Genomic DNA, 26,913 nt, shown 5'->3' on the forward strand with positions numbered 1-26,913 from the left:
GATTCACATGCCCTTGACGGCAAAGATGCCGGCAGCGTTGCGCCAGTAACCCTTGTAGTCCATGCCGTAACCGAAGATGTAGCGATCCACGCATGGCAGGCCAACGTAGTCGGCTTTCAGGTCGGGACGGGCCTTGCGGTCGTGGTCCTTGTCGATCAGCACGGCGGTGTGCACCGCGCGGGCGCCGGCGTGTTTGCAGAAGTCGATGATCGCGCCCAGGGTATGACCTTCGTCGAGGATGTCGTCGATGATCAGCACGTCACGGTCGATGAAGGACACTTCCGGCTTGGATTTCCAGAACAGCTCGCCGCCGCTGGTTTCGTTGCGATAGCGGGTGGCGTGCAGGTAGGAAGCTTCCAGCGGGAATTTGAGGTGGGTCAGCAGCTTGCCGGAGAAGATCAGGCCACCGTTCATCACGCAGAAAACCACCGGATTGCGCTCCGCCAGTTGTTCATTGATTTGTGCACCGACTCGGGCGATGGCCGCCTCGACCTCAGCTTCGGTGTACAGGCAGTCAGCCTCGCGCATGATTTGACGGATATGCTCGAGATCAGCGGACATGGCGCTCTCCAGGGGGGTGGCAGTTTCGGAAAAGCGAGCAAAGGTACGCATCCGGCCCGGTCAGATCAAGCGTTTCTGGACTAACGTACTTAGATGTCTATAGGACAACACCCTCGGATAGATTAATCTAGGCCGGTTTTTTTGCCCGCCGCCGGAGCCTTTCCCTATGCCCATCCGTGAGATCCGCCATCCGCTGATCCGACACAAACTTGGCCTTATGCGCCGCGCCGACATTAGCACGAAGAACTTCCGCGAGCTCGCTCAGGAAGTCGGTGCCCTGCTGACGTACGAAGCCACCAAGGACCTGCCACTCGAATCCTATGAAATTCCGGGTTGGTGCGGCCCTGTCCAGGTCGAGAAGATCGCCGGCAAGAAGATTACCGTGGTACCTATCCTGCGCGCCGGTATCGGCATGCTCGAAGGCGTGCTCAGCCTGATCCCGGGCGCCAAGGTCAGCGCCGTGGGCGTAGCCCGCAACGAGGAAACCCTGCAGGCGCACACTTACCTGGAAAAACTGGTTCCGGAAATCGACGAGCGCCTGGCCATGATCATCGACCCGATGCTCGCCACCGGCAGCTCCATGGTCGCGACCATCGACCTGTTGAAAAAGGCTGGCTGCAAGGACATCCGCGCCATGGTGCTGGTCGCCGCCCCCGAAGGCATCGAAGCCGTCGAGAAAGCTCACCCGGACGTGACCATCTACACCGCTTCCATCGATCAGAAACTCAACGAGCACGGCTACATCATCCCGGGCCTGGGCGATGCCGGCGACAAGATCTTCGGCACCAAGCAGAAGGACGCCTGAGCATGCAGGATGAGTTCAACGATCCGCTCTGGCGCCAGGTGCTGTCTGGCGCGCAGATGCTCTTCGTGGCCTTTGGCGCGTTGGTGTTGATGCCGCTGATTACCGGTCTCGACCCCAACGTGGCGCTGTTCACGGCGGGTCTCGGGACTCTGTTGTTCCAGCTCGTGACCGGGCGCCAGGTACCGGTATTCCTGGCCTCCAGCTTTGCCTTCATCACCCCGATCATTCTCGCCAAGGGCCAGTTCGGCCTGGCCGCGACCATGGGCGGCGTGATGGCGGCCGGTTTCGTTTATACCTTCCTGGGCCTGGCGGTGAAGATCAAGGGCACCGGTTTCATCGACCGGCTGCTGCCGCCGGTGGTAATCGGCCCGGTGATCATTTCCATCGGCCTGGCCATGGCCCCGATCGCCGCCAACATGGCGATGGGCAAGGCCGGTGACGGCAGCGAGCTGATTCATTACCAGACGGCGATGATGATCTCGATGCCGGCGCTGCTCACCACCCTGATCGTCGCGGTGTTCGGTAAAGGCATCTTCCGCCTGGTGCCGATCATCTCCGGCGTGCTGGTGGGCTTTGCCCTGTCGTTCTACTTCGGCGTGGTCGATACCGCGAAGATCGCCGCGGCGCCCTGGCTGGCACTGCCGCACTTCACCGCGCCGGAGTTCAACTGGCAGGCGATCCTGTTCATCGTTCCTGTGGCCCTGGCTCCCGCCATCGAGCACATCGGCGGAGTGATCGCGGTCGGCAGCGTGACCGGTCGCGACTACCTGAAGAAGCCCGGCCTGCATCGCACCCTGTTCGGTGATGGCATCGCCACCACCGCCGCCGGCCTGTTCGGCGGTCCGCCCAATACCACCTACGCCGAAGTGACTGGCGCGGTGATGCTGACCAAGAACTACAACCCGAAAATCATGACCTGGGCGGCGATCTTCGCCATCAGCCTGGCGTTTATCGGCAAGTTCGGCGCACTGCTGCAAAGCATTCCGGTACCGGTGATGGGCGGGATTCTCTGCCTGTTGTTCGGCTCGATCGCAGCGGTGGGCATGAACACCCTGATCCGTCACAAGATCGACCTGGGCGAAGCCCGCAACCTGGTGATTGTCTCGGTGACTCTGGTGTTCGGGATTGGCGGGGTATTGATCGGTACCGGTACCGGTCCGGACGACTTCGGCCTGAAAGGGATCGCCCTGTGCGCCATCGTCGCGATTGCGCTGAACCTGATCCTGCCGGGCAACGATAGCTGGAAGAACAAGAGGGCTGACGAGCCGCTGATCTGAGATCGGTGTCAGTCGGAACATCTATCGCGGGCAAGCCTCGCTCCTACAGACGATGTCGGTCGTAGGAGCGAGGCTTGCCCGCGATGCTTTTACAACGCCAAAGGCGCGCGCTCGCACAAGGCGTTCAATGCCTTGGCCCATTGCGGGTCGTCGTTCAGGCATGGCACCAGCACCAACTCCTCCCCTCCCGCTTCGCGGAACTGCTCGCGACCGCGATCGCCGATCTCTTCCAGGGTCTCGATGCAGTCGGCGACGAACGCCGGGCACATCACCAGGATCTTCTTCACCCCCTGCCGGGCCAATTCATCCAGGCGCGCCTCGGTGTAGGGCTCGATCCATTTGGCGCGCCCCAGACGAGACTGGAACGACACCGACCACTTGCCGTCCGGCAGCCCCATGCGCTCGGCGAATGCCCGGGCCGTGCTCAGGCACTGGCCGCGGTAACAGGTGGCGGCCACCTCGGGGGTTGCGTCGCGGCAGCAATCGCCGTCCAGGCTGTGGCCGGGATTGAGTTTTTTCAGGTGCCGTTCGGGCAAGCCATGGAAGCTCAACAGCAAATGATCGAAGTCCTGTTGCAGGTGCGGCCTGGCACTGGCCACCAGCGCGTCGAGGTACTCCGGCTGATCGTAAAACGGCTGCAGCACCGAAAGCTGTACATCCAGCTTCTTGTCGCGAATCACCCGTCGGGCCTCTTCCACCACCGTGGTCACGGTGCTGTCGGCGAACTGTGGATAGAGTGGCGCCAGGGTGATTTTCTTCTGCCCCTGGGCCACCAGACGCAACAACGCCGACTCGATGGACGGCTCGCCATAACGCATCGCCAGCTCCACCGGGCCGTGCTTCCACTCACTCGTCATGGTTTCCTGCAGACGGCGGCTGAGCACCACCAGCGGCGAACCCTGCTCCCACCAGATCGAGGCGTAGGCATGGGCCGATTGCTCCGGACGCTTGATCAGGATCAGCGACACCAGCAGCCGCCGGACCGGCCACGGCAGATCGATCACGTAAGGGTCCATCAGGAATTGATTGAGGTAGCTGCGCACATCCGCCACCGAGGTGGAGGCCGGCGAACCCAGGTTGACCAGGAGCAACGCGTGATCGGTCATGCAACGTCCTATTTCAGAGGCGGCTGGACAGGTCATCCAGGGCCGCGCGCAAATCAGTGAACTGGAAAGTGAATCCGGCGGCCAACAACCGCGCAGGGACCGCGCGTTGACCACCCAGCAACAACAACGACAATTCCCCCAGGCCGACGCGCAAGACAAAGGCCGGCACCGGCACTACCGCCGGCCGGTGCAAGACGCTGCCCAGGGTCTTGGCGAATTCGCGATTGCGCACCGGCTTGGGCGCGCAGGCATTATAAGGACCGCTGGCATCACTGCGGTGCAGAAGAAAATCAATCAGGGCGATTTGATCCTTGATATGAATCCACGGCATCCACTGCCGACCGTTGCCGATCGGCCCGCCCAGGGCCAGTTTGAAGGGCAGCAGCAAGCGCGACAAAAAGCCGCCCTCGGCCGCCAGCACCAGGCCCGTGCGAATCAGCACCACACGCACGCCCATGGCCTCGGCACGTTGCGCGGTCTCCTCCCAGGCGATGCATAACTGGCTGGCGAAATCCTCACTGACCGGAGGTGAGTCTTCGTTCAGCTCGCGCTCCCCGCCATCGCCATACCAGCCCACCGCCGACCCGGAGATCAACAACCCGGGTTTCTGCCCGCGGCTTTCCAGCCAGGCCAGGAGCTTTTCGGTCAGGGTAATTCGGCTGCTCCAGAGCAGCGCCTTGCGCTTGTGGGTCCAGGGCCGATCGGCGATCGGCGCTCCCGCCAGATTGATGATGGCGTCGACCGGCTCCTCCGCAAGTTCGTCCAGGCGGGCGATGCCGCGGACCTGGGTGCCACACAGTTTGGGCACCTCGGCAGGCCGACGACTCCATACGGTCAACTGATGGCCCTGGGTCAGCCAGTGACGGCAGAGTTGACGTCCTATCAAACCAGTACCGCCGGTCAGCAATATGTGCATGACATCTTCCTCGCGTGGCGTTTTACCCGGATCACTAGTCTATTTTTATAAGCAGGGATCTTTTCAATCGGGCAGGCTCTGTGTTTAACAATAGGACACCCTGTAAAACCGATAACGCCGAAAGTTATACCAAAAAACAAAATTGTACAGCTTTTAACGACGGCGTCTGCACAGAAAGGTAAACGAGGCCCCTATGACCGTACCCATCGCAATCATCGGTACCGGCATCGCCGGACTCTCGGCCACCCAGGCGCTGAGAGACGCCGGGCATGTCGTGCAACTCTTCGACAAGAGCCGCGGCAGCGGCGGGCGTATGTCCAGCAAGCGCAGCGACGCAGGCGCACTGGACATGGGCGCTCAATATTTCACCGCTCGCGACCGGCGCTTCGTCACCGAAGTCCAGCGCTGGCAAGCCAATGGCTGGGCCGCCGAATGGGCGCCGCAGCTGTACAACTTCCATGGCGGCCAGCTCACTCCGTCGCCGGACGAACAGACCCGCTGGGTCGGCACACCGCGCATGAGCGCCATTACCCGTGGCTTGCTGGGCGAAACGGAGGTGCATTTCGCCTGCCGCATCACCGAGGTCTACCGCGGCGAACAGCATTGGCACCTGCAGGATGCCGAAGGTTTCACCCACGGCCCGTTCAGCCACGTGATCATCGCCACGCCGGCCCCCCAGGCCACCGCTTTGCTGGCTGCCGCGCCAAAACTGGCGAGTGCCGCCGCCGGGGTGAAGATGGACCCGACCTGGGCCGTCGCCCTGGCATTCGAGACCGCGCTGGAAACCCCGGTGGAAGGCTGCTTCGTACAGGACAGCCCGCTGGACTGGCTGGCCCGCAACCGCAGCAAACCAGGGCGCGACAACAGCCTCGACACTTGGGTCCTGCACGCCAGCAGCACCTGGAGCCGCCAGCACATCGACCTGCCGAAAGAAGCGGTGATCGAGCAATTGCACGGCGCATTCGCCGAACTGCTGCACAGCGCCATGCCCGCCCCCAGCTTCAGCCTCGCCCACCGCTGGCTCTACGCCCGCCCGGCCAGCAGCCATGAATGGGGAGCCCTGGCGGATGTCGACCTGGGACTCTATGTGTGCGGCGACTGGTGCCTGTCCGGTCGCGTCGAAGGGGCCTGGCTCAGCGGGCAGGAGGCCGCCCGCCGGTTGCACGAAAACCTGTAAGCGCATCACCCCGCGTAACCTTGCTGCTGTCGCCATGGACAGCAGCCTGTCTCCCCCGCACCAAAACCCGAAACATACTTCTGCTGATCGGACTGTTCCGAGATGAAGAAAAACACGCGCCAAAATCTCCTGCGTTAGCCAGCCAGCAATCGAACGACTACAGCCCAGCGACCGACAGATGAGCAGGACGTAACCCGAAGGGCTGCGCAAAAAACCTGTACAAAATATTTGACTTGCACACCTTTGATCCTATGATGAAGCAAAGTTGTACAAGACCATATTTCTTGTACATGAAAAACCGGAGCCCTGCACATGCCCAGCAATCCGACCCAGGCCGACAAACCGAGAATCGCCATCAGCGCCTGCCTGCTGGGTGCGCCTGTGCGCTACAACGGCGGGCACAAGGAATCGCGCCTGTGCAGCCAGGACCTCGCTGAGTTTTTCGAGTTTGTCCCGCTGTGCCCGGAAGTCGCCATCGGCCTGGGCACACCCCGCGAACCGATCCGCCTGGTGGGCGATCCGCGGCAACCGCGGGCCGTTGGCAGCATCAATCCTGCCATGGATGTCACCCAGGCCCTCACGGATTACGGCCAGCGCATGGCCGATGAACTGGGCAGCCTTTGCGGCTACATCTTCATGCAGAAATCTCCGTCCTGCGGCCTGGAGCGGGTCAAGGTCTACCAGGACCAGGGCCGTCCCGCCGAGCTCAGTGGGCGCGGTATCCATGCCCAGGCGTTCTGCAGCCGCCATCCGGACCTGCCGGTGGAAGAAGACGGCCGACTCAATGATCCGGTGCTGCGGGAAAACTTCCTGACCCGGGTGTTCGCCTACAGCGCCTGGCAGGATGTGCTCAGGCAAGGCCTGAGCCGTCGCCGCCTGACCGACTTTCACGCGCGCTACAAATACCTGCTGATGGCCCACAACCCGGAGCAATACAAGGCCCTCGGCACCCTGCTGGGCAACATGGGCCAAAGCGATCCGGCGCAGATCGGCCCACGTTATTTCAGCCAGCTGATGGCGGCCCTGAAAAAGTGCGCCACCCGCCGTACCCACAGCAACGTACTGCAACACATCAGCGGCTATCTCAAGCAAGCCATCAGCCGCGAAGACAAGCAGGAAATGCAGCACCTCATCGGCCAGTACCGCCACGGCATCGTGCCGCTGGTGGTGCCGCTGACCCTGCTCAAGCATCACCTGCGCCGGCACCCCGATCCCTACATCGCGCAACAGGTGTACCTGCAGCCGCATCCGGAAAGTCTCAGCCTGCGCAATGCGCTCTGAACCATGAACGATTCGACGTTCGACGACCCGGATGCATCCGCCAGCGAATCCGATCGCGCCCATGGGCAAGGCTGGCTGCCGATTCGCGAGGTGACCCGCCAGACCGGGGTCAACGCCGTCACCCTGCGGGCCTGGGAACGTCGTTACGGGCTGATCGTGCCGCAGCGTACCGCCAAGGGTCACCGGCTGTTTTCGAACGAACACGTGCAACGCATTCTGAAGATTCTGACCTGGCTCAATCGCGGCGTGGCGGTCAGCCAGGTCAAGCACCTGCTGGACGCCGAGCCGGCACTCGGCGAAGCGACCCACAACGACTGGCACCTGCAACGCCAGAGCCTGATCCAGGCCATCAGCCAATTGGCCGAGCGCCAGGTCGACGAAAGCGTCAACCAGGCCATGGCACTCTACCCGCCGCGGACCTTGTGCGAGCACCTGCTGCTACCGCTGCTGGACGAACTCGAACAGCGCTGGCGGGGCCGCTTCGGCATGCAGATGGAGCGGGTGTTTTTCCATTCCTGGCTGCGCAGCAAATTCGCAGTGCGGGTCTATCACAACAACCGCCAACTGCAAGGCGCCCCGCTGCTGCTGATCAATCACTCGGACCTGCCGCTGGAGCCGCACCTGTGGCTCTGCGCCTGGCTGATCAGCAATAGCGACTGCCCGGTGGCAGTCTTCGACTGGCCGCTGCCCCCCGGTGAGCTGGCCCTGGCCGTCGAGCGCCTGAAAGCGCGGGGCGTGCTGCTGTACGCGAGCCAGTCGATCAACCTGCGGCAACTGCCACGCCTGCTCGGCGGCCTTGAGCGCCCGGCATTCATCGTCGGCCCCGCGGTGAGCATCCACCCCGCCGAACTGGCCATCTGCACCAACCAGATCGCCAATCTGCACCTCGCCGCAGACCCACTCTCGGCGCACCAGGCCCTGACCGGGCTAGGACTTCTCTAAATGCAGGAACTCCCATGCAACTGATCTGGCTACGCAGCGACCTGCGCCTGCATGACAACACCGCGCTGAGCGCCGCCACCCAGCGCGGGCCGACCGTGGCCCTGTACCTGCTGAGCCCGCGGCAATGGCAGGCGCATGACGATGCACCGTGCAAGGTCGACTTCTGGCTGCGCAACCTGGAGCGACTGAGCAGCGACCTGGCCCGGCTGAACATCCCGCTGCTGATTCGCCAAGCGCCGAGTTGGGAGCAGGCACCCCAGGTGCTGCTGCAACTGTGCCGGGAACTGGCCGTCGAGGCGCTGCACGTCAACGAGGAATACGGCATTCACGAGAGTCGCCGCGATGCGGCGGTAGCCAGCCTGCTGAAGAGCCAGGGCGTGAGCTTCCACAGTTACCTCGACCAGTTGCTGTTCCGGCCCGGCAGCGTGCTGACCAAAAGCGGCGGTTACTTCCAGGTCTTCAGCCAGTTTCGCAAGGTCTGCTACAACCGGCTGCACAGCGCCCTGCCGCCACAGCTGGCGGCTCCCAGGGCGCAAGCCGCGCTGAGGATAAAAGCCGATGCGCTGCCCAGGCAGGTCGAAGGGTTCCCGACACCCGGCCCGCACCTGCAGGCGCTCTGGCCAGCCGGTGAAACCGCGGCGCAACAACGCCTGGCGCATTTTGCCGAGGCCCAACTCGTCCACTACCAGGCCGAGCGCGACCTCCCGGCCAAGCCTGGCACCAGTCAGCTTTCGCCCTACCTCGCCGCCGGTGTGCTGTCGCCACGCCAATGCCTGCACGCGGCGCTGCAAAACAACCGGGGCGAGTTCGCCAGCGGCAGCCCCGGCGCCGTCACCTGGATCAACGAACTGCTCTGGCGCGAGTTCTACAAACACATCCTGGTGGGCTATCCACGGGTGTCCCGGCACCGGGCCTTCCGCCCGGAAACCGAAGCCGTGGCCTGGCGCGATGCCCCCGATGAGCTGGCGGCCTGGCAGCAGGCCCGCACCGGCCTGCCGATCATCGACGCAGCCATGCGCCAGTTGCTGGAAACCGGCTGGATGCACAACCGCCTGCGGATGATCGTGGCGATGTTCCTGACCAAGAACCTGCTGATCGACTGGCGCCAGGGCGAGCGCTTTTTCATGCGCCACCTGATCGACGGCGACCTGGCGGCAAATAACGGTGGCTGGCAATGGAGCTCATCCACCGGCACCGACTCGGCGCCCTACTTCCGGATCTTCAACCCGTTGAGCCAGTCGCAGAGGTTCGACAGCCAAGGGACTTTCATCAGGCACTGGCTGCCAGAGCTGGCGGAGCTGAATGAAAAAGATATCCACAACCCGGCCGCCATCGGCGGTCTGTTCGGCGTGGCCGATTACCCGCGACCGATGGTCGATCTGTCGATGTCCCGCGAACGCGCCCTGGCGGCCTTCAAGAACCTGCCGTCACGGGGCGTTGCCGAGGGGGATCGGGAATAAGGGGACGGCAGGCGTCCGTCAGTGGTTTCACACAGCCTGCGGCCACTGCCTTACACTGCGCGCCTATGACCACTATTCCTGTCACCCAGATCGCCGAAGCGGCGGTCACCTGCTCGAGCTGCGCGGCCTGCTGCTGCCAACTGGAAGTGATGCTGATCACCGAAACCGGGGTGCCCGAGCGTTTTATCGACACCGACGACTGGGGTGGCGAAGTCATGCTGCGGCTGGATGATGGCTGGTGTGCCGCGCTGGATCGCAACAGCATGCTGTGCAGCATCTACGAACAACGGCCGTTGATCTGCCGGGAGTTCGAGATGGGGGAAGTGGACTGCCTCAACGAACGCCGCGGCATCGCCACGGCGTATCGCTGAAAAGGGTCTTACAACGGCATGGTGTAATGCAGCGAGTAGCTCTCTACACCGTCGTTGGGCGTCGCGATACCGGCGTTGGAATAGTGCGTGGCACGGAGACCGACTTCATGCCCGCCGTTGAACCGCAGGCCGAAACCGAAGCGGTCCTCGAACTGGAACGCCGAACCGAGCTTGTTGTCCTCCACCTCGGTGTTGGCGAACACCGCCACGCCGATCCCCGCCTCGATGTAAGGCTTGATGTTCTGCCCGGCAAATTCGTACACCAGCACCGGCGAGAACGACAGGCTGTGGTTGCTGGACTTCTCGTCGCCATCCCAGAAGGTATAGGCGCCGCTCCAGTAGCCGGTCAGGCGACCGACATCGCTTTGCAGCCAGCTTTTGTCCCAATCGAATTGCATGCCCAGGCGATAGGTCTGGGTCGAATCGCCGGTCTGCCCCACCGAAAACTCGACGCCGGCCGCCTGTGCCGAAAAACTTTGCCCCAATAGCGTGGCTGCAAGTGCAGCCAAACAAAACACTCGTCTCATCAGGAACATCCTTTTCAAACGATTTGTATGGTGTTGTACAGATTCCGCAGACACGTTAATAGAAATCAGCGCTTGAACAGAAGTTCAGCGCAAATCAGCGCTTCTGCAGGATTTATTTATAAAGCGAAGCTTTGCACCGCTCCCGCCTCTTTCCAGAGCAACGGCAGGATATGTCTGAAGTGACACGGATCGCCACTGGTCCAGAACTGAGCCTGGCGTGCAGGCCCCGCGGCCAACAGCTCGCGCTCACCGAGCAGGCGCTCCAACTGGCGGGCCACCGCGGCCCCGGTATCGATCAGGCTGATGTCCTCGGGGATCATCGACTTGAGCAACGGCTTGAGAAACGGATAGTGAGTGCAACCAAGGATGATGGTGTCGCAGCCGGCCGCCAGCAGCGGCTCGACATAACCCTGCAGCAGTTGGCGCAACGCGGGGCTGTGCAGGTCACCGGCTTCGATCCGCTCCACCAGGCCCGGGCATGGCCGGGTGATGACCTTGATGTCGGTGGCGAAACGATCGAGCAAGGCGGCGAACTTGGCACTCTGTAAGGTGCCGGTGGTGGCCAGCACGCCGACCACGCCACTGCGGGTCGCGGCGGCAGCCGGCTTGACCGCGGGCTCCATGCCGATGATAGGCCAGTCCGGATAATCCCGACGCAGGTCGGCGACAGCGGCCACGGTCGCGGTGTTGCAGGCCAGGACCAGTGCCTTGGCACCCTGCTCGCGGAAAAACCCGGCGACCAGGCTGCAACGCTGACGGATGAATTCGGGGGTTTTCTCGCCGTAGGGAATGTTGCCGCAATCGGCTACATATAGCAGCGACTCATGGGGCAGGCGCTGCTGGATCTCCGCCAGCACCGACAGGCCGCCGACGCCGGAGTCGAAGACGCCGATTGGCGCTTCACGCATGCCGGCCTCCACAGACGCTGCAGCCCGGGTCACGCTTGACCCGCAGTTCACGAAAGCGTGTGCCCAGGGCATCGATCAACAACAGGCGGCCCACCAGCGGCTCGCCGAACCCCACCAGCAGCTTCAACGCCTCGAGCGCCTGCAGGCTGCCCACCAGGCCCACCAGCGGCCCGACCACGCCGGCTTCGCTGCAGGTCAGTTCGGCTTCGCTGCCGTGCCCATATAAACAGTGGTAGCACGGGCTCTCGGGACGCCGTGGATCGAACACCGACAGCTGCCCTTCCAGGCGAATCGCCGCGCCGCTGACCAGCGGCTTGCCGGCGGCGACGCAGGCGGCGTTCACCGCCTCGCGGGTCGAGAAGTTGTCGGTGCAATCGAGCACCAGGTCCACCGCCGTGATCGCGGCCGCCAGGGAGTCGGCATCCAGCGCGGCACGATGGGGCACCAGCTGGATTTCGGGATTGATCGCGGACAGGCGACGCATCGCCGAATCGACCTTGCTCAGGCCGACGCTGTCGGTGTCATGGATGATCTGGCGTTGCAGGTTGGTCAGGTCGACCGTATCGAAGTCGGCCAGGTGCAGCTCGCCGACACCTGCGGCGGCCAGGTACAAGGCCACCGGAGCACCCAGGCCGCCCAGGCCGACGATCAATACGCGGCTGGCCTTGAGTCGCAACTGGCCGTCGATGTCGACGTGCTGCAACAGAATCTGCCGGCTGTAGCGCAGCAACTCCTGATCGTTCAGCACGGCAGGCTTCCTAAGCTGATGCGTTCATGACCGCCCAGGTCGACACGGCTGTGGACCTCGGCGAACCCTTGGCTGAGTAACAGGTCGCGTACGGCCGGCGCCTGGTCGTAGCCATGCTCCAGCATCAGCCAGCCGCCGGCTTCGAGGTGCCCTGGCGCCTGGGCGATGATCAGGCGCAGATCGTCCAGCCCGTCCTTGCCCGCGACCAGCGCGCTCTCCGGCTCGAAACGCACATCGCCGGCTGCAAGATGCGGGTCGGTGTCGGCGATATAGGGCGGGTTACTGATGATCAGTTGATAACGCTCGCCTTGCAAAGCGCTGAACCAATGGCTGTTCAGCACCGTGACATTGTCCAGTTGCAGGCGCTGGCGATTGCGTTCGGCCAGGGCCACGGCCTCCAGCACCCGGTCGACCGCGGTGACCCGCCACGCCGGGCGCTCGCTGGCCAGGGCCAGGGCAATGGCGCCGCTGCCGGTGCCCAGGTCGAGCACCTTGGCCGGCGTGGCGGGCAGCAATTCCAGCGCCGCCTCCACCAGCAATTCGGTGTCGGGACGCGGGATCAGGGTGTGGGGCGCCACTTCCAGATCGAGCTTCCAGAAGCCCTGCTGGCCAAGGATATAGGCCACCGGCTCGCCGGAACGGCGCCGCTGCAAGTAACTGGCGAAGGTCAATGCCGCTTCGCTGGGCACGATCCGCTCGGGCCAGGTGTGCAGGAAGCTGCGCGGCTTGCCCAGGGCAGCGGCCAGCAGCAACTCGGCATCCAGGCGGGCCGTGGGCGAATCGGGCAATTGGGCGGCGCGTAACAGGCTGGCGATGATGGTCATTTATGTTTACTCGCCCAGCGCCGCAAGTTGATCGGCCTGGTACTCGGCCAGAAGTGGCTCAATCACCGCTTCGACGCCACCGGCAAGGATTTCATCGAGGGAGTAGAGGGTCAGGTTGACCCGGTGATCGGTCACCCGACCCTGGGGAAAGTTGTAGGTGCGGATGCGCTCGGAGCGGTCGCCCGAGCCCACCAGCAGCTTGCGTTCGCTGGCGATCGCATTGGCCGCGGCGCTGGTTTGCTGGTCGTTGAGCTTGGCCGACAGCCAGGACATGGCGCGCGCCCGGTTCTTGTGCTGGGAACGTTCTTCCTGGCACTCGACCACGATGCCCGACGGGATGTGGGTAATACGGATCGCCGAGTCGGTCTTGTTGACGTGCTGGCCGCCGGCGCCGGAGGAGCGGTAGGTGTCGATCCGCAGGTCCGCCGGGTTGATCTCGATGGCTTCCTGTTCGTCCGGCTCGGGCAGCACCGCCACGGTGCACGCCGAAGTATGGATGCGGCCCTGGGATTCGGTGGCCGGCACCCGCTGTACACGATGGGCGCCGGATTCGAATTTCAGCTTGCCGTAGACGTTCTCGCCTTCGACCCGGGCAATGACTTCCTTATAGCCGCCGTGCTCGCCCTCGTTTTCCGAGAGGATCTCCAGCCGCCAGCCACGCCGCTCGGCATAACGCGAATACATGCGGAACAGGTCGCCGGAGAAAATCGCCGCCTCGTCGCCGCCGGTGCCGGCGCGGATTTCCAGGAACACGTTGCGCCCGTCGTTGGGGTCCTTGGGCAGCAGCATGCGTTGCAGGGTGCTTTCCAGCTCGACCAGTTGCTCCTTGGCCTCGCGGACTTCTTCCACCGCCATTTCGCGCATGTCCGGATCGCTGTCCTTGAGCAGCGCCTGGGCGCCCTCGAGGTCGGCCTGGACCTTGAGCACCTGTTTATAGGTCTCGACGATCGGCTCGACTTCGGCGTACTCCTTGGAATAGGCGCGGAACTTGGCCTGATCGGAAATGACTTCGCCGTCGCCAAGCAACGCGGTCAGTTCCTCGAAACGGTCCTGGAGGACATCCAGCTTATTGAGCAGTGACGCTTTCATTGCGGTTTTTTATCCGAAGAGTCCGAAGCGCCCTCACCGAGGGCAAAGAGTTCCTGGGCCATGGCCAGCGCATCCAGGCGGCCTTCAGCGGTCAGCTTTTTCAACTGGACGCTGGGCGCATGCAGCAATTTGTTGGTCAGGCCGCGAGCCAGTTGCATCAGGACGTCTTCGGCGCTGCTGCCGTTGGCCAGCATGCGCTGGGCCTTTTGCAACTCTTCGTCGCGCAGGCGCTCGCTCTGCTGACGATACGCCTTGAGCACATCCACCGCAGCCAGCTCGCGCAGGCGCACCATGAAGTCCTCGGCGCCGATGTTCACCAGCTCTTCCGCTGCCTGTGCCGCGCCTTGGCGGCTCTTGAGGTTTTCGGCGACCACTTCGTGGAGATCGTCGACGGTATAGAGGTAAACGTCGTCCAACTCGCCGACTTCCGGCTCGATATCCCGGGGAACGGCGATGTCCACCATGAAGATCGGCTTGTGCTTGCGCAGTTTCAGCGCACTTTCCACCGCGCCCTTGCCGAGGATCGGCAGCTGGCTGGCGGTGGAACTGATCACGATGTCGCTGTGCACCAGCTCCTGAGGAATGTCCGACAGCAGCACGGCATGGGCTCCAAACTGTTCGGCCAGGGTACTGGCGCGCTCCAGGGTGCGGTTGGCGACCACGATGCGCTTGACCCCCAGGTCATGCAGGTGGCGGGCGACCAGGGTAATGGTCTCGCCGGCGCCGATCAGCAGTGCCTGGCTGCGCTGCAGATCGCTGAAAATCTGTTTCGCCAGGCTCACCGCGGCAAAGGCCACGGAAACCGGGTTTTCGCCGATGGCGGTGTCGGTGCGCACCTGCTTGGCGGCGCTGAAGGTGGCCTGGAACAGCCGCCCCAGCAGCGGGCCAATGGTTCCGGCCTCACGCGCCACGGCGTAGGCGGATTTCATCTGCCCGAGGATCTGCGGCTCGCCCAGCACCAGCGAGTCCAGCCCCGAGGCGACACGCATCATGTGACGAACGGCCGCATCGTCTTCGTGCACATAGGCACTGGCGCGCAGGTCTTCGAGGCTCAGATGGTGGTACTCGGCCAGCCAGCGCAGCACGACATCCGCCGAAAGGTGATCCTGTTCTATATAGAGTTCACTGCGATTGCAGGTGGAGAGGATCGCAGCTTCGCGGCTGTCGGTGAGGCGGCAGAGCTGCTGCAAGGCCTCAACCAACTGCTCAGGGGTAAAGGCCACGCGCTCGCGGACGTCTACTGAAGCAGTCTTGTGGTTAATACCGAGTGCGAGGAAGGCCATTCAAGGTCGCTGATGATGTCGAGAAGCCGACAATTGTCCTACTTCGAAAGATTCAGAACAACCATTGCCGACTATTGTCCCAATAGACTGCCTCTGTAAGGCATCCGCTGAGTCTCGGTTATGTTTGGCCGAAGGCTTGTGTCATGATGATCCGACCGCAGGTTAGTCGTCCTCTTCCTATATGAATAGATCTTCCGCGTTGCTCCTCGCTTTTGTCTTCCTCAGCGGCTGCCAGGCCTTGGCACCCGTTTCACCGGACGCTACACCGCCGGTCGAAGACAGCACACCGGCTCCTGAAAAGCCCAAGGTTTACTCCTCGTTCAGCGAAGACACGATCTTCAGCCTGCTGAGCGCGGAACTGGCTGGCCAACGCAATCGTTTCGACATTGCCCTGGACAACTATGTCACCCAGGCCATCAACACCCAGGACCCGGGCATCTCCGAGCGGGCGTTTCGCATCGCCGAATACCTGGGCGCCGACCAGGCTGCGCTGGACACCGCGCTGATCTGGGCGAAAAACGCCCCGGACGACCTGGAAGCCCAGCGCGCCGCCGCCATCCAGCTGGCCCGCACCGGGCGTTACGACGAATCCATGGTCTATATGGAGAAAGTCCTGCAGGGCAAGGGCGATACTCATTTCGATTTCCTCGCGCTGTCGGCCGCCGACACCGACCAGGACACCCGCAACGGTCTGATGAAAAGCTTCGACCGCTTGCTGCAAAAACACCCGAACAACGGCCAGTTGGTCTTCGGCAAGGCGCTGCTGCTGCAACAGGACGGCGACACCCGCGAAGCCCTGCAACTGCTGGAGCAGAACCCGCCGGAAGAAGGCGAAATCGCCCCGATCCTCCTGCGCGCCCGCCTGCTGCAAAGCCTCAGCCGCGCCGACGAAGCCCTGCCGCTGCTGGAAAAAAGCATTCGCAAATACCCGGACGACAAGCGCCTGCGCCTGACTTATGCACGCATGCTGGTCGAGCAGGATCGCATGGACGACGCCAAGGCCCAGTTCTCCAGCCTGGTCCAGCAGTATCCGGAAGACGACGAGCTGCGTTACTCCCTGGCGCTGGTCTGCCTGGAAGCCAAGGACTGGGAAGAAGCCAAGGGTTACCTGGAAGACCTGATCGCCCGGGAAAGCCATGTCGATTCGGCGCACCTGAACCTGGGCCGTATCGCCGAAGAGCTCAACGACCCGCAGGGCGCGCTGGCGGAATACGGCCAGGTCGGCCCAGGTAACGACTACCTGCCGGCACAATTGCGCCAGGCTGACATCCTGATGAACAACGGCCGTACCGCCGAAGCCGAAAAACGCCTGGCCGCCGCCCGCGACACCCAGCCGGACTACGCCATCCAGCTGTACCTGATCGAAGCCGAAACCCTGTCCGCCAACAAGCAGGGCGACAAGGCCTGGAAGATTCTCCAGCAAGCCCTGCAGCAATACCCGGACGACGTGAACCTGCTCTACACCCGGGCGATGCAGGCCGAGAAGCGCAATGACCTGGCGCAGATGGAAAAAGACCTGCGCCTGATCATCAAGCGCGAGCCGGACAACGCCATGGCATTGAACGCCCTCGGCTACACCCTGTCGGATCGCACGACCCGCTACGCCGAAGCCAAGGCCCTGATCGAACAGGCCCATCAGCTGACCCCGGACGATCCGGCGGTGCTCGACAGCCTGGGCTGGGTGAACTATCGCCTGGGCAACCTCGCGGAAGCCGAACGCCTGCTGCGCCAGGCGCTGGAACGCTTCCCCGACCAGGAAGTCGCCGCGCACCTGGGCGAAGTGCTCTGGGCCAACGGCAAGCAACGCGAAGCCAAGCAGATCTGGAGCAAGTTCCTCAAGGACCAGCCCGACAGCCCTATCCTGCGCAGTACCATCAAGCGCCTGACCGGATCAGAGACCCTTTAAGACTATGTTTTTGCGCCACCTTATCGTTTTCAGCTTTATCGCTCTGCTCGCCGGCTGCTCGGGTTTCGGTACCCGCGAATCCGTCGAGGGCCACGGCAGCCCTGCGCTATGGCGCGAACACAAGCAGCAGTTGACTGGTCTCGACGGCTGGCAGATCAACGGCAAGATCGGCATTCGTGCACCCAAGGATTCGGGCAGCGGCACCTTGTTCTGGTTGCAGCGCCAGGATTACTACGATATCCGCCTGTCCGGCCCGCTGGGTCGTGGCGCCGCCCGCCTGACCGGTCGTCCCGGCCAGGTCGCGCTGGAAGTCGCCAACCAGGGACGTTATGAAGCGCCAACCCCGGAAGCCCTGCTCGAAGAACAGCTGGGCTGGAACCTGCCGGTCTCGCATCTGGCCTGGTGGGTTCGCGGGCTGCCCGCCCCCGACAGCAAGAGCCGCCTGACCCTGGATGGCGACAGCCGCCTGTCCAATCTCGAACAGGACAACTGGCAGGTCGAGTACCTGAGTTATGCACAACAGAGCGGTTACTGGCTGCCCGAGCGGATCAAGCTGCATGGCCGCGACCTTGACGTCACGCTGGTGATCAAGGAATGGCAACCACGCAAGCTGGGGCAGTAAGCATGAACGCACCACGACTGACCCTGCCCTCCCCGGCAAAACTCAATCTGATGCTGCACATCCTCGGTCGCCGGGAAGACGGCTATCACGAATTGCAGACGATCTTTCAGTTTCTCGATTACGGCGATGAAATCACCTTCGCCGTGCGCGATGACGGCGTCATTCGCCTGCATACGGAGTTCGCCGGCGTCCCCCACGACAGCAACCTGATCGTGCGGGCGGCCAAGCAGCTTCAGGAACAGTCCGGGTGCCCGCTGGGTATCGACATCTGGATCGAGAAAGTCCTGCCCATGGGCGGCGGCATCGGTGGCGGCAGCTCCAATGCGGCGACCACCCTGCTGGGCCTGAATCACCTCTGGCAACTGGGCTGGGACGAAGATCGCCTGGCCACACTGGGCCTTTCCCTGGGCGCCGATGTGCCGGTTTTCGTGCGCGGGCATGCGGCTTTCGCCGAGGGCGTGGGAGAGAAACTCACCCCGGTAGACCCCGAGGAGCCCTGGTATCTCGTGCTGGTGCCGCAAGTCTCTGTAAGTACAGCAGAAATTTTTTCAGATCCGCTGTTGACACGTGACACTCCGCCCATTAAAGTGCGCCCCGTTCCCAAGGGAAACAGCAGAAATGACTGCTTGCCGGTGGTTGCAAGGCGTTATCCAGATGTACGTAACGCATTGAATTTGTTAGGTAAATTTACCGAAGCAAAACTGACCGGGACTGGAAGTTGTGTGTTTGGGGGCTTCCCAAGCAAAGCTGAAGCTGATAAAGTCTCGGCCCTTCTTACAGAGACCCTTACAGGGTTTGTAGCAAAAGGAAGCAACGTTTCGATGTTGCATCGCAAGCTGCAAAGTCTGCTCTAAAAGGAACCAAGTGCCAGGCACTTGATGCAACAGATACAGGGGCGTCGCCAAGCGGTAAGGCAGCAGGTTTTGATCCTGCCATGCGTTGGTTCGAATCCAGCCGCCCCTGCCATTTTCCTTATACTCATCCAGGTATACCCTCAGCCTTCAGGTACTGCGCGTGTCCAAGATGATGGTCTTTACGGGGAACGCTAACCCCGATCTGGCTCGGCGTGTCGTACGTCAGCTGCATATCCCTCTCGGTGACATCTCTGTCGGTAAGTTTTCCGACGGCGAAATTACCGCTGAGATCAATGAAAATGTCCGTGGTAAAGACGTCTTCATTATTCAGCCGACCTGCGCTCCGACCAACGATAACCTGATGGAACTCGTCGTGATGGCTGATGCCTTCCGCCGCTCCTCAGCGACTCGAATCACTGCTGTAATTCCTTACTTTGGTTATGCCCGTCAGGATCGCCGTCCGCGTTCCGCACGTGTGGCTATCAGCGCGAAAGTCGTGGCTGACATGCTTACCGTAGTCGGCATCGACCGTGTTCTCACGGTTGATCTGCATGCTGACCAGATTCAGGGCTTCTTCGATATTCCGGTAGATAACATCTACGGCTCCCCGGTTCTGGTGGATGACATCGAAGACCAACGTTTCGAAAACCTGATGATCGTCTCCCCGGACATTGGTGGCGTCGTGCGTGCACGTGCCGTTGCCAAATCCCTGGGCGTGGATCTCGGGATCATCGACAAGCGCCGTGAGAAAGCCAATCACTCTGAAGTGATGCATATCATCGGTGACGTTGAAGGCCGTACCTGCATCCTGGTTGACGACATGGTCGATACCGCCGGCACCCTGTGCCACGCGGCCAAGGCCCTGAAAGAGCATGGCGCTGCCAAGGTCTTTGCCTACTGCACACACCCTGTGCTGTCGGGTCGAGCAATCGAGAACATTGAAAATTCCGTGCTGGACGAGCTGGTGGTGACCAACACCATCCCGCTGTCCGCTGCAGCACAAGCCTGTGCGCGTATCCGTCAACTGGATATCGCACCGGTTGTTGCCGAAGCGGTTCGCCGTATCAGCAACGAAGAATCGATCAGCGCGATGTTCCGCTAGGGCCCTGCCCTAGCCTGACATCTCGATGACGAAAAGCGCCCCGCCCCAGCATTCCTGTTGGGGCGGGGCTTTTTTGCCCATATCGCCTTTAGCGCTGGTCGCAAACGCTGGGGCGAGTGTGGTTATTTTGGAGATACAACATGAACGATTTTACTCTGAATGCTGAAGTGCGTTCCGACCTGGGGAAAGGTGCGAGCCGCCGCCTGCGTCGTCTCGCAAGCCTGGTTCCAGCTGTAGTTTACGGTGGCGACAAAGCCCCTGAATCCATCAGCATGCTGGCCAAAGAAGTTGCCAAACTGCTCGAAAACGAAGCGGCTTTCAGCCACGTTATCGAACTGAACGTTGGCGGCACCAAGCAAAACGTCGTGATCAAGGCGCTGCAACGTCACCCGGCCAAAGGCCACGTGATGCACGCTGACTTCGTACGCGTTGTTGCTGGTCAGAAACTGACCGCTATCGTTCCAGTGCACTTCATCAACGAAGCTGCTCCGGTCAAGAAAGGCGGCGAGATTTCGCACGTTATCGCTGAAATCGAAGTGTCCTGCCTGCCGAAAGACCTGCCTGAGTTCATCGAAGTCGACCTGGGCGACGCTGAAATCGGCACCATCGTTCACCTGTCGAACCTCAAGGCCCCTAAAGGCGTTGAGTTCGTTGCTCTGGCTCACGGTAACGACCTGGCTGTTGCCAACGTTCACGCTCCACGTGTTGCCCCAGAAGCTGCAGAAGGCGCTGCAGAGTAATTCACTCTGCTTGCCGGAGTTACCGGAAACATCGCGGACTGGAACGTAGCGAGAAAGCGGGCGGGAACGCGGAGTTTACATAATGGTAAATGAGCACTTGTCGTCCACTTTCGCCGCACACTCCCGTCGCGGCGATGTTATCCACAACTCCAAGGAAGGGCCCCTATTGTGACTGCCATCAAACTGATCGTTGGCCTGGGTAATCCAGGCGCCGAATACGAACAGACCCGGCATAACGCAGGGGCCCTTTTTGTTGAGCGCATCGCCGAGAAACAAGGCGTCAACCTTGTGGCCGATCGCAAATATTTCGGCCTGACCGGGCGTTTTTCGCACCAGGGTCAGGACATTCGTCTGCTGATACCCACCACCTACATGAACCGCAGCGGCCAGGCCGTGGCGGCATTGGCCGGTTTCTTCCGCATCAAGCCCGAAGAAATCCTGGTGGCGCATGACGAACTCGACCTGCCACCCGGCGTCGCCAAGCTCAAACAGGGCGGCGGGCATGGCGGGCACAACGGGTTGCGCGACATCATCGCGCAACTGGGCAACCAGAATACCTTTCACCGCTTGCGGCTTGGCATCGGCCACCCAGGCGTCGCCAGCATGGTCTCGAACTTTGTCCTGGGTCGCGCGCCGCGCGCCGAACAGGAAAAGCTCGATGCCAGCATCGATTTTGCCCTCGGCGTGCTGCCGGATATCTTCGCCGGTGAATGGAACCGGGCGATGAAAAACCTGCACAGCCAGAAGGCCTGACTCTTATCCGAGGGGAAACACCATGGGATTCAACTGCGGCATCGTCGGCCTGCCTAACGTCGGCAAGTCCACCCTGTTCAACGCCCTGACCAAATCCGGTATCGCGGCCGAGAACTTCCCCTTCTGCACCATCGAGCCGAACAGCGGCATCGTGCCGATGCCGGATCCGCGCCTGGATGCCCTGGCCGCCATCGTGGTGCCCGAGCGCGTGCTGCCGACCACCATGGAGTTCGTCGACATCGCCGGCCTGGTGGCGGGCGCCTCGAAAGGTGAAGGCCTGGGTAACAAGTTCCTGGCCAACATCCGCGAAACCGATGCCATCGCCCACGTGGTCCGCTGCTTCGAAGACGACAACGTGATCCACGTGTCCAACAGCGTCGACCCGAAACGCGACATCGAGATCATCGACCTGGAACTGATCTTCGCCGACCTCGACAGCTGCGAAAAGCAACTGCAGAAAGTCGCGCGCAACGCCAAGGGCGGTGACAAGGACGCCGTGGCGCAGAAAGCCCTGCTCGAGCAACTGATCGCGCACTTCACCGAAGGCAAGCCAGCGCGTAGCCTGATGAAGAACATGAGCGCCGACGAAAAAGCGGTGATCAAAGGCTTCCACCTTCTGACCACCAAGCCGGTCATGTACATCGCCAACGTTGCTGAAGACGGTTTCGAAAACAACCCGCACCTTGATGTGGTCAAGGCCATCGCCGAAGAAGAAGGCGCCGTGGTGGTGCCGGTCTGCAACAAGATCGAAGCGGAAATCGCCGAACTTGAAGACGGCGAAGAGAAAGACATGTTCCTCGAAGCCCTGGGCCTCGAAGAACCTGGCCTGAACCGCGTGATCCGCGCCGGCTACGAAATGCTGCACCTGCAGACCTACTTCACCGCCGGCGTCAAGGAAGTTCGCGCTTGGACCGTCCGCGTCGGCGCTACCGCTCCGCAGGCCGCCGCGGTGATCCACACCGACTTCGAGAAAGGCTTCATCCGCGCCGAAGTGATCGCCTACAACGACTTCATCCAGTTCAAGGGTGAAGCCGGTGCCAAGGAAGCCGGCAAATGGCGCCTGGAAGGCAAGGACTACATCGTCAAGGACGGCGACGTGATGCACTTCCGTTTCAACGTCTGACCTGACTTTGCGAAATGCCCCGTGGCTTGAAGCTCAAGCCACGGGCTCGCCGATAGGACTCCTGCCCTGCTGGCTGCTACCCCTCCTTACTCCCCCCTAATTACCAATGTTCTCCGGACATCCCCTCTCCGCCGAAGCCCCATGCCCGCCGTCTGGCCAACACTTGTTTTGCCTGAGCGCCACGGACACTTCATCGCACCACGCGACAGGAGTACCCTGCATCCCTCTGACACAGGCAGATACTTGCATGCGTTCTGCTTAACTCTATGCACTCGCTCACGCTACGCACGGACAGGGCCCCGCCACAGATGCAAAAGAAAGTTATCGTCGTCGACGATCACCTGCTGACACTGATCGGCATTCGAGCGTCGCTCAGCGATGACAGCACGCTGCAGATCGTCGGCGAGGCCCAGGATGTCGAAGGGCTTTTCCAGCTGTTGGCCGAACAGCCCTGCGACCTGGTCATCACCGACCTGATGATGCCCCACAGCCAACAGGCCGATGGCATCCGCCTGATCGAGCAATTGCGCCGGCGTTATCCGGCCATTGCGGTCATCGTGGTGACCATGCTCAACAACCCGGCGCTGCTGGCCTCGATCCTCAAGCTGGGCGTCCAGGGGCTGATCAGCAAGCGCGGGGTACAGGGCGACCTGCAGATGGCGGTTCGCGCCAGCCAGGCCAAACCCTTCATCTCCCCGTCCATCAAGCATCTGCTCAACCCCGGCCAGCCCCTGAGCGAGATCGAACAACTGTCCCCTCGCGAAGTCGAGGTCTTGCGCCTGTACGGCGCCGGGCTGTCGGTCAATGAAATAGCCCTGCACCTCAACCGCTCCAAGCAGACCATCAGCAGCCAGAAAAGCAGCGCCATGCGCAAACTGGGCCTGGATAACAACGCCAGCCTGTACCTGTACATCCAGGAAGTCGGGCTGACCTGAGACTATGCCTAACCCTCTAGCGGGCCTGTCGCGTCTGACCCTCTGGATCACACTCTTGCTGACCAGCGTTGCTTCCCTGGGCGCCACCGAGCCTGAGCCTGCGCCGCTGTCCCTGGCCACGCTGATGGCCCTGCGTCAGACACTGCCCCCGCGCCCGCTACGGGTCGCCGAAGTGAGCGCCTCCAACGAGCGACCCGAGCCGCGCGGCAACGTTGTCCTCAACCAGATCACCAACGACTACCTGGAACACATCAGCCAGTTTCTCGAACTGCCGATCCAGCGCGTGCCCTACCCTACGGTGGACACCGCCATCGCCGCCCTGACCAGCGGGGACATCGACCTGATGCCCCGCGCCACCGAATACGAAAGGAAGCAACCCGGGTTCATCTACAGCCTGCCCTACCTGGACAACGAGCCGATCATCGTCGGCCGCATCGCCGACAAGGACCTGCCCCCGGACCTGGCGGGCAAGCGCGTGCTGGTCCCGGCCTACTATGTACAGGCCGAAACGGTCGCCAGGGCCTACCCCAAGGCCGAACTGATTGTGATCAAAAGCATTATCGAAGGCCTGCAACGCCTGGCCGACGGCGAGGCCGACGCGCTGATCGGCGATCAGCTGCGCAGCAACTTCTACATGCGCAGCCTGGCCAACCTCAAGCTGCAGAACAAATACGTCGCCGACCTGCCGGCCATGGGCTTCAGCTTCGCCGCACAGGGGCATGAAGAGAATCTGGTCACCCTGATCAACGCCTCGCTGAAGACGGTGACCCGGGAGCGCAAGCAAGAGATCTTGCAGCACTGGGAACGCTCGCCCTGGCTGTTCGCGCCGACCGACTCCTTCGCCCTCAACAGTGCGGAAGACAGCTGGCTCAAGCGCCTTGCGTCGCTGAACCTGATCGCCCGCCAAATCCCCAATTACCTGTATCGCAATGCCGACGGCCAATGGGCCGGGCTGGCATTCAATGTGCTGCGCAGCCTGGCCGACGACTATCAGCTGCAACTGAACATCATCGACAGCCAGTCGCCGGAAATCGATCGGCAGCGCCTGGAGCGCAACGAGGCGCAAATCGCCCTGTCATTGGTACCGACCCCGGTCCGACAAAAGAGCCTGCTGTTCAGCGATGGCTTCGGCACCGAATACTGGGCCTTCGTTACCCGCCAGGGCGCCAGTTCCCCCAGCTCACTGGCGGCCCTGGGCGGCAGGCGCCTGGCACTCCAGGCCGGGCATCCCCTGCAGCACCTGCTCCAGAGCCGCTACCCGAGCATCGAACTGGTGCTCACCGACAATTACGATCAGGCCGTGCAATTGGTGGAACAGGGCATGGTCGACGCCATGCTGAACAGCGCCGCCGATGCCCGGCACATGACCAACCCGGGGCTGCGCGCCGGCAAGCAGTTCCAGGCCCAGCCCGAGCCGCTGGTGTTCGCCGTCTCGGCCGAGCACCCCGAACTCCTGAGCATCCTCAACAAGCTCCTGTACTCGTTGAAGAACTCGGACGGCAACCAGGACCGTATCAGCGTTCTGGCACGGCCCGCGACCAAGGGTTCGCTCTGGGACTATCTGCCGAAATGGCTGTGGCAGACCGCTGCACTGGTCCTGGTGCTGGTGTTGCTGTCCTTGCACTGGAACTGGCGCCTGCGGATTCAGATTCGCAAGCGGCGCGCCGCGCAGAACCAGCTCAAGGACCAACTGGCCTTCCAGTTCGCCTTGCTCAACGGCTTGCCCATTCCCCTTTACGTACGCGACCTGCAGGGGCGCCTGAGCACCTGCAACCACGCCTATGAGCAGTTCTTCGGCCAATCCCTGGACGAGATCCGCGGCACCACGCCCCAGGAGCAAGGCATAAGCCCACCCGCGCTGGCCCGGGAGCTGGAGGAACAGCACCAGCGACTGCTGGATAACCGCCAGTCGCAGTTCCTCGACAGCGTGATCGAGGTCGACGGCAAGACCCACCATATCTACCAATGGCTGGTGCCCTTCTACACCGCGCTCGGCAAACAGCAGGGGCTGCTGGGCGGCTGGATCGACATCAGCGTGCGCAAGCACCTGGAAAACAAACTGCTCGAAGCCCAGCAACAGGCGCTCGACGCCAGCGCGGCGAAAAGCCAGTTCCTTGCGACCATGAGCCATGAACTGCGCACCCCGCTGAATGCCATGGTCGGCCTGCTGGAGCTGGAAACCAGCGGCTCGTCCAAGCCTTCGCAAAACCTCAGCATTGCCCAGCAGTCGGCGCAATCGATGATCGACCTGATCGGTAATATTCTCGATCTGGACAAGGTCGAAACAGGCCAGATGGAACTGGCGTCCAGCCCCACCGCGCTCGCCCCGTTGCTGGAAAACTGCCTTGAGCTGTTCGCTGTCCAGGCCCGGAAAAAGCACCTGGAGCTGAAACTGGAACACCACCTGGACCCGCAGCGGCGCTATCAGGTGGACGCCATGCGCCTGACACAAATCCTCCATAACCTGCTGTCCAACGCCCTGAAGTTCACCGATCACGGATGGGTCGAACTGCAGGTCCGGGAACTGGACGTGGCCCCGCGCCAGAGCCGGTTGACATTCCAGGTCAACGACAGCGGCATTGGCATCGCCGAGGAGCTCCAGCCACAGATGTTCGCGCCCTACCAGCAAGCCCATGCGCAGATCGCCCACCTGCACGGCGGCTCCGGCCTGGGCCTGAGCATCTGCAAACAGTTGGTCGAACTCATGGGTGGCACCATCCGACTCGACAGCGCCCCCGACCAGGGTTGCCGGGTCAGCTTCGAACTGATCCTGCCCTGGCAGCTTGCCGAGGACGAGGCGCAGCAGGCCGCTCATGACGCTGCGGCGGTCGCCGCGCTGAATGTGCTGATCGTCGACGACGTCTCCACCAACGGCCTGGTGCTCGAGCAACAACTGCTCAGGCTCGGCCATCGGGGAACTTATGTCAGCAGCGGCAAGGCGGCCCTGCAGGCCTGGGAAAAGGGTGACTTCGATGTGCTGATCACCGACTGCAACATGCCGGACATGGACGGCTACGCCCTCACCCGCAGCGTTCGGGCCGCAGAACAGGCGCGCGGCCTGCCAAGGCTGCCGATCATCGGCTACACCGCCCGGGCCCTGGCGGATGAAAGGCAGCGTTGCCAGGCGGCCGGCATGGACGACCTGATGATCAAGCCCATCGTCCTCGAACGCCTGCGGGAAATGCTCGGTGGGCTGAAAGCGCTCGGCTTCCTTCCCCAAACCACAGCCGCTTTACCCCTCGCCCCACCCGAGCCTGCCTCCGACCAGGCGGCTCCCGCGACCTTCAACCTGTCCCAGCTGGAGGTTTTCCAGAACGATCCACAACTCAAGGAACGCTTGCTCCAGGAGCTGCGCCGTAACCTGGAACAGGAGCATGAGCTGTTGAGCACCCCGCTGCCCGACACGCCGGACTTCCTCGAACAGTGGGTCCACCGGGTCAGCGGGCTGGCCTGCACCGTCGATTCGCCAGCCTTGATGCGGGCCTGCCTCGACCTGCAACTCGCAGCCCGCCAGGGTGCGCAGAATATGGATGGCCAACGCGAAGAAGTGCTGTCCGTCATTGAACGCATGCTGCGCGACATCGAACGCCACGGCTGACCCGC

At 62.3% G+C, this 26,913-nt stretch carries 25 protein-coding genes and 1 tRNA gene; 17 read left to right on the forward strand and 9 right to left on the reverse strand.

Annotated features, from left to right (window positions below):
- Positions 1-3: 3 nt before the first annotated feature.
- Positions 4-561, reverse strand: coding sequence for a hypoxanthine-guanine phosphoribosyltransferase (locus DK261_RS19160; RefSeq protein WP_007928381.1), 558 nt, complete (start codon positions 559-561; stop codon positions 4-6).
- Positions 562-727: 166 nt separating this feature from the next.
- Between DK261_RS19160 and upp the strand changes: the two genes are divergently transcribed.
- Complete coding sequence (gene upp / locus DK261_RS19165) at positions 728-1,366, forward strand: uracil phosphoribosyltransferase (RefSeq protein WP_007928379.1); 639 nt, start codon at positions 728-730, stop codon at positions 1,364-1,366.
- Positions 1,367-1,368: 2 nt separating this feature from the next.
- The gene (locus tag DK261_RS19170) at positions 1,369-2,643 is read left to right on the forward strand and encodes a uracil-xanthine permease family protein (protein WP_009050776.1); all 1,275 of its coding nucleotides are present in this window, start codon (positions 1,369-1,371) and stop codon (positions 2,641-2,643) included.
- 89 nt (positions 2,644-2,732) lie between these two features.
- Here DK261_RS19170 and hemH read toward each other — a convergent pair whose 3' ends face one another.
- Together hemH and DK261_RS19180 are read right to left on the reverse strand one after the other, a co-directional pair.
- On the reverse strand, positions 2,733-3,749 hold the full coding sequence (hemH, locus tag DK261_RS19175; RefSeq protein ID WP_028683376.1) for a ferrochelatase: 1,017 nt from the start codon (positions 3,747-3,749) through the stop codon (positions 2,733-2,735).
- Positions 3,750-3,762: 13 nt separating this feature from the next.
- Positions 3,763-4,665 (reverse strand): TIGR01777 family oxidoreductase, encoded by a 903-nt coding sequence (locus tag DK261_RS19180; protein WP_028683377.1) that lies wholly within the window; start codon positions 4,663-4,665, stop codon positions 3,763-3,765.
- A 193-nt stretch (positions 4,666-4,858) separates the two neighbouring features.
- On the opposite strand from DK261_RS19180, the gene DK261_RS19185 reads away from it, so the two are divergent.
- The 5 genes from DK261_RS19185 (at position 4,859) to DK261_RS19205 (ending at position 9,896) form a co-directional block, all read left to right on the forward strand.
- Positions 4,859-5,842: an NAD(P)/FAD-dependent oxidoreductase gene (locus tag DK261_RS19185; RefSeq protein WP_009050779.1), complete on the forward strand. Its 984-nt coding sequence runs from the start codon at positions 4,859-4,861 to the stop codon at positions 5,840-5,842.
- A 312-nt stretch (positions 5,843-6,154) separates the two neighbouring features.
- On the forward strand, positions 6,155-7,123 hold the full coding sequence (locus tag DK261_RS19190; protein ID WP_016703575.1) for a DUF523 and DUF1722 domain-containing protein: 969 nt from the start codon (positions 6,155-6,157) through the stop codon (positions 7,121-7,123).
- 3 nt (positions 7,124-7,126) lie between these two features.
- Complete coding sequence (locus DK261_RS19195) at positions 7,127-8,065, forward strand: MerR family transcriptional regulator (protein WP_110176146.1); 939 nt, start codon at positions 7,127-7,129, stop codon at positions 8,063-8,065.
- Between the two features lie 14 nt (positions 8,066-8,079).
- Positions 8,080-9,525, forward strand: a complete 1,446-nt coding sequence (gene phrB, locus DK261_RS19200; RefSeq protein ID WP_028683380.1) for a deoxyribodipyrimidine photo-lyase — start codon at positions 8,080-8,082, stop codon at positions 9,523-9,525.
- 65 nt (positions 9,526-9,590) lie between these two features.
- Positions 9,591-9,896 carry a YkgJ family cysteine cluster protein gene (locus tag DK261_RS19205; protein WP_009050783.1) on the forward strand — a complete coding sequence of 102 codons (306 nt, stop codon included), beginning with the start codon at positions 9,591-9,593 and terminating at the stop codon, positions 9,894-9,896.
- A gap of 8 nt (positions 9,897-9,904) precedes the next feature.
- Here DK261_RS19205 and DK261_RS19210 read toward each other — a convergent pair whose 3' ends face one another.
- The 6 genes from DK261_RS19210 to hemA all read right to left on the reverse strand — a co-directional run bounded on the left by DK261_RS19210 (position 9,905) and on the right by hemA (position 15,275).
- A complete protein-coding gene (locus DK261_RS19210) occupies positions 9,905-10,423 on the reverse strand; it encodes an acyloxyacyl hydrolase (protein WP_009050784.1) in 519 nt (172 codons plus the stop codon).
- Between the two features lie 116 nt (positions 10,424-10,539).
- Positions 10,540-11,331, reverse strand: coding sequence for a glutamate racemase (murI, locus tag DK261_RS19215; protein WP_009050785.1), 792 nt, complete (start codon positions 11,329-11,331; stop codon positions 10,540-10,542).
- Positions 11,324-12,079: a molybdopterin-synthase adenylyltransferase MoeB gene (locus DK261_RS19220; protein ID WP_110176147.1), complete on the reverse strand. Its 756-nt coding sequence runs from the start codon at positions 12,077-12,079 to the stop codon at positions 11,324-11,326. The genes murI and DK261_RS19220 overlap by 8 nt, the downstream gene beginning before the upstream one ends.
- Positions 12,073-12,903, reverse strand: coding sequence for a peptide chain release factor N(5)-glutamine methyltransferase (gene prmC, locus DK261_RS19225; RefSeq protein WP_028683382.1), 831 nt, complete (start codon positions 12,901-12,903; stop codon positions 12,073-12,075). Before prmC ends, DK261_RS19220 begins: the two co-directional genes overlap by 7 nt.
- A 6-nt stretch (positions 12,904-12,909) precedes the next feature.
- Complete coding sequence (gene prfA / locus DK261_RS19230) at positions 12,910-13,992, reverse strand: peptide chain release factor 1 (RefSeq protein ID WP_007928353.1); 1,083 nt, start codon at positions 13,990-13,992, stop codon at positions 12,910-12,912.
- Positions 13,989-15,275: a glutamyl-tRNA reductase gene (gene hemA / locus DK261_RS19235; RefSeq protein WP_009050788.1), complete on the reverse strand. Its 1,287-nt coding sequence runs from the start codon at positions 15,273-15,275 to the stop codon at positions 13,989-13,991. The genes prfA and hemA overlap by 4 nt, the downstream gene beginning before the upstream one ends.
- Positions 15,276-15,456: 181 nt before the next feature.
- Here hemA and DK261_RS19240 point away from each other — a divergent pair, with 181 nt between their 5' ends.
- The 10 genes from DK261_RS19240 (at position 15,457) to DK261_RS19285 (ending at position 26,908) form a co-directional block, all read left to right on the forward strand.
- Positions 15,457-17,181 carry a tetratricopeptide repeat protein gene (locus DK261_RS19240; RefSeq protein ID WP_028683383.1) on the forward strand — a complete coding sequence of 575 codons (1,725 nt, stop codon included), beginning with the start codon at positions 15,457-15,459 and terminating at the stop codon, positions 17,179-17,181.
- 4 nt (positions 17,182-17,185) lie between these two features.
- Positions 17,186-17,803, forward strand: a complete 618-nt coding sequence (gene lolB, locus DK261_RS19245) for a lipoprotein insertase outer membrane protein LolB (protein WP_009050790.1) — start codon at positions 17,186-17,188, stop codon at positions 17,801-17,803.
- 2 nt (positions 17,804-17,805) lie between these two features.
- Complete coding sequence (gene ispE, locus DK261_RS19250; protein WP_053269893.1) at positions 17,806-18,657, forward strand: 4-(cytidine 5'-diphospho)-2-C-methyl-D-erythritol kinase; 852 nt, start codon at positions 17,806-17,808, stop codon at positions 18,655-18,657.
- Positions 18,658-18,694: 37 nt separating this feature from the next.
- Positions 18,695-18,769 (forward strand) — tRNA-Gln (locus DK261_RS19255).
- A gap of 48 nt (positions 18,770-18,817) precedes the next feature.
- Positions 18,818-19,759 (forward strand): ribose-phosphate pyrophosphokinase, encoded by a 942-nt coding sequence (locus DK261_RS19260; RefSeq protein WP_003171603.1) that lies wholly within the window; start codon positions 18,818-18,820, stop codon positions 19,757-19,759.
- 140 nt (positions 19,760-19,899) lie between these two features.
- Entirely contained in the window at positions 19,900-20,499 is a 600-nt protein-coding gene (locus DK261_RS19265) for a 50S ribosomal protein L25/general stress protein Ctc (protein WP_009050792.1), read from the forward strand.
- 168 nt (positions 20,500-20,667) lie between these two features.
- The gene (gene pth, locus DK261_RS19270) at positions 20,668-21,252 is read left to right on the forward strand and encodes an aminoacyl-tRNA hydrolase (RefSeq protein WP_009050793.1); all 585 of its coding nucleotides are present in this window, start codon (positions 20,668-20,670) and stop codon (positions 21,250-21,252) included.
- 22 nt (positions 21,253-21,274) lie between these two features.
- Positions 21,275-22,375 (forward strand): redox-regulated ATPase YchF, encoded by a 1,101-nt coding sequence (ychF, locus tag DK261_RS19275; RefSeq protein WP_007928338.1) that lies wholly within the window; start codon positions 21,275-21,277, stop codon positions 22,373-22,375.
- 308 nt (positions 22,376-22,683) lie between these two features.
- Positions 22,684-23,310 carry a response regulator gene (locus tag DK261_RS19280; RefSeq protein ID WP_009050795.1) on the forward strand — a complete coding sequence of 209 codons (627 nt, stop codon included), beginning with the start codon at positions 22,684-22,686 and terminating at the stop codon, positions 23,308-23,310.
- Between the two features lie 4 nt (positions 23,311-23,314).
- Positions 23,315-26,908, forward strand: coding sequence for an ATP-binding protein (locus DK261_RS19285; RefSeq protein WP_110176148.1), 3,594 nt, complete (start codon positions 23,315-23,317; stop codon positions 26,906-26,908).
- Positions 26,909-26,913 lie beyond the last annotated feature (5 nt).

Source organism: Pseudomonas sp. RW409 (assembly GCF_003184125.1).
GTDB lineage: Bacteria > Pseudomonadota > Gammaproteobacteria > Pseudomonadales > Pseudomonadaceae > Aquipseudomonas > Aquipseudomonas chlororaphis_I.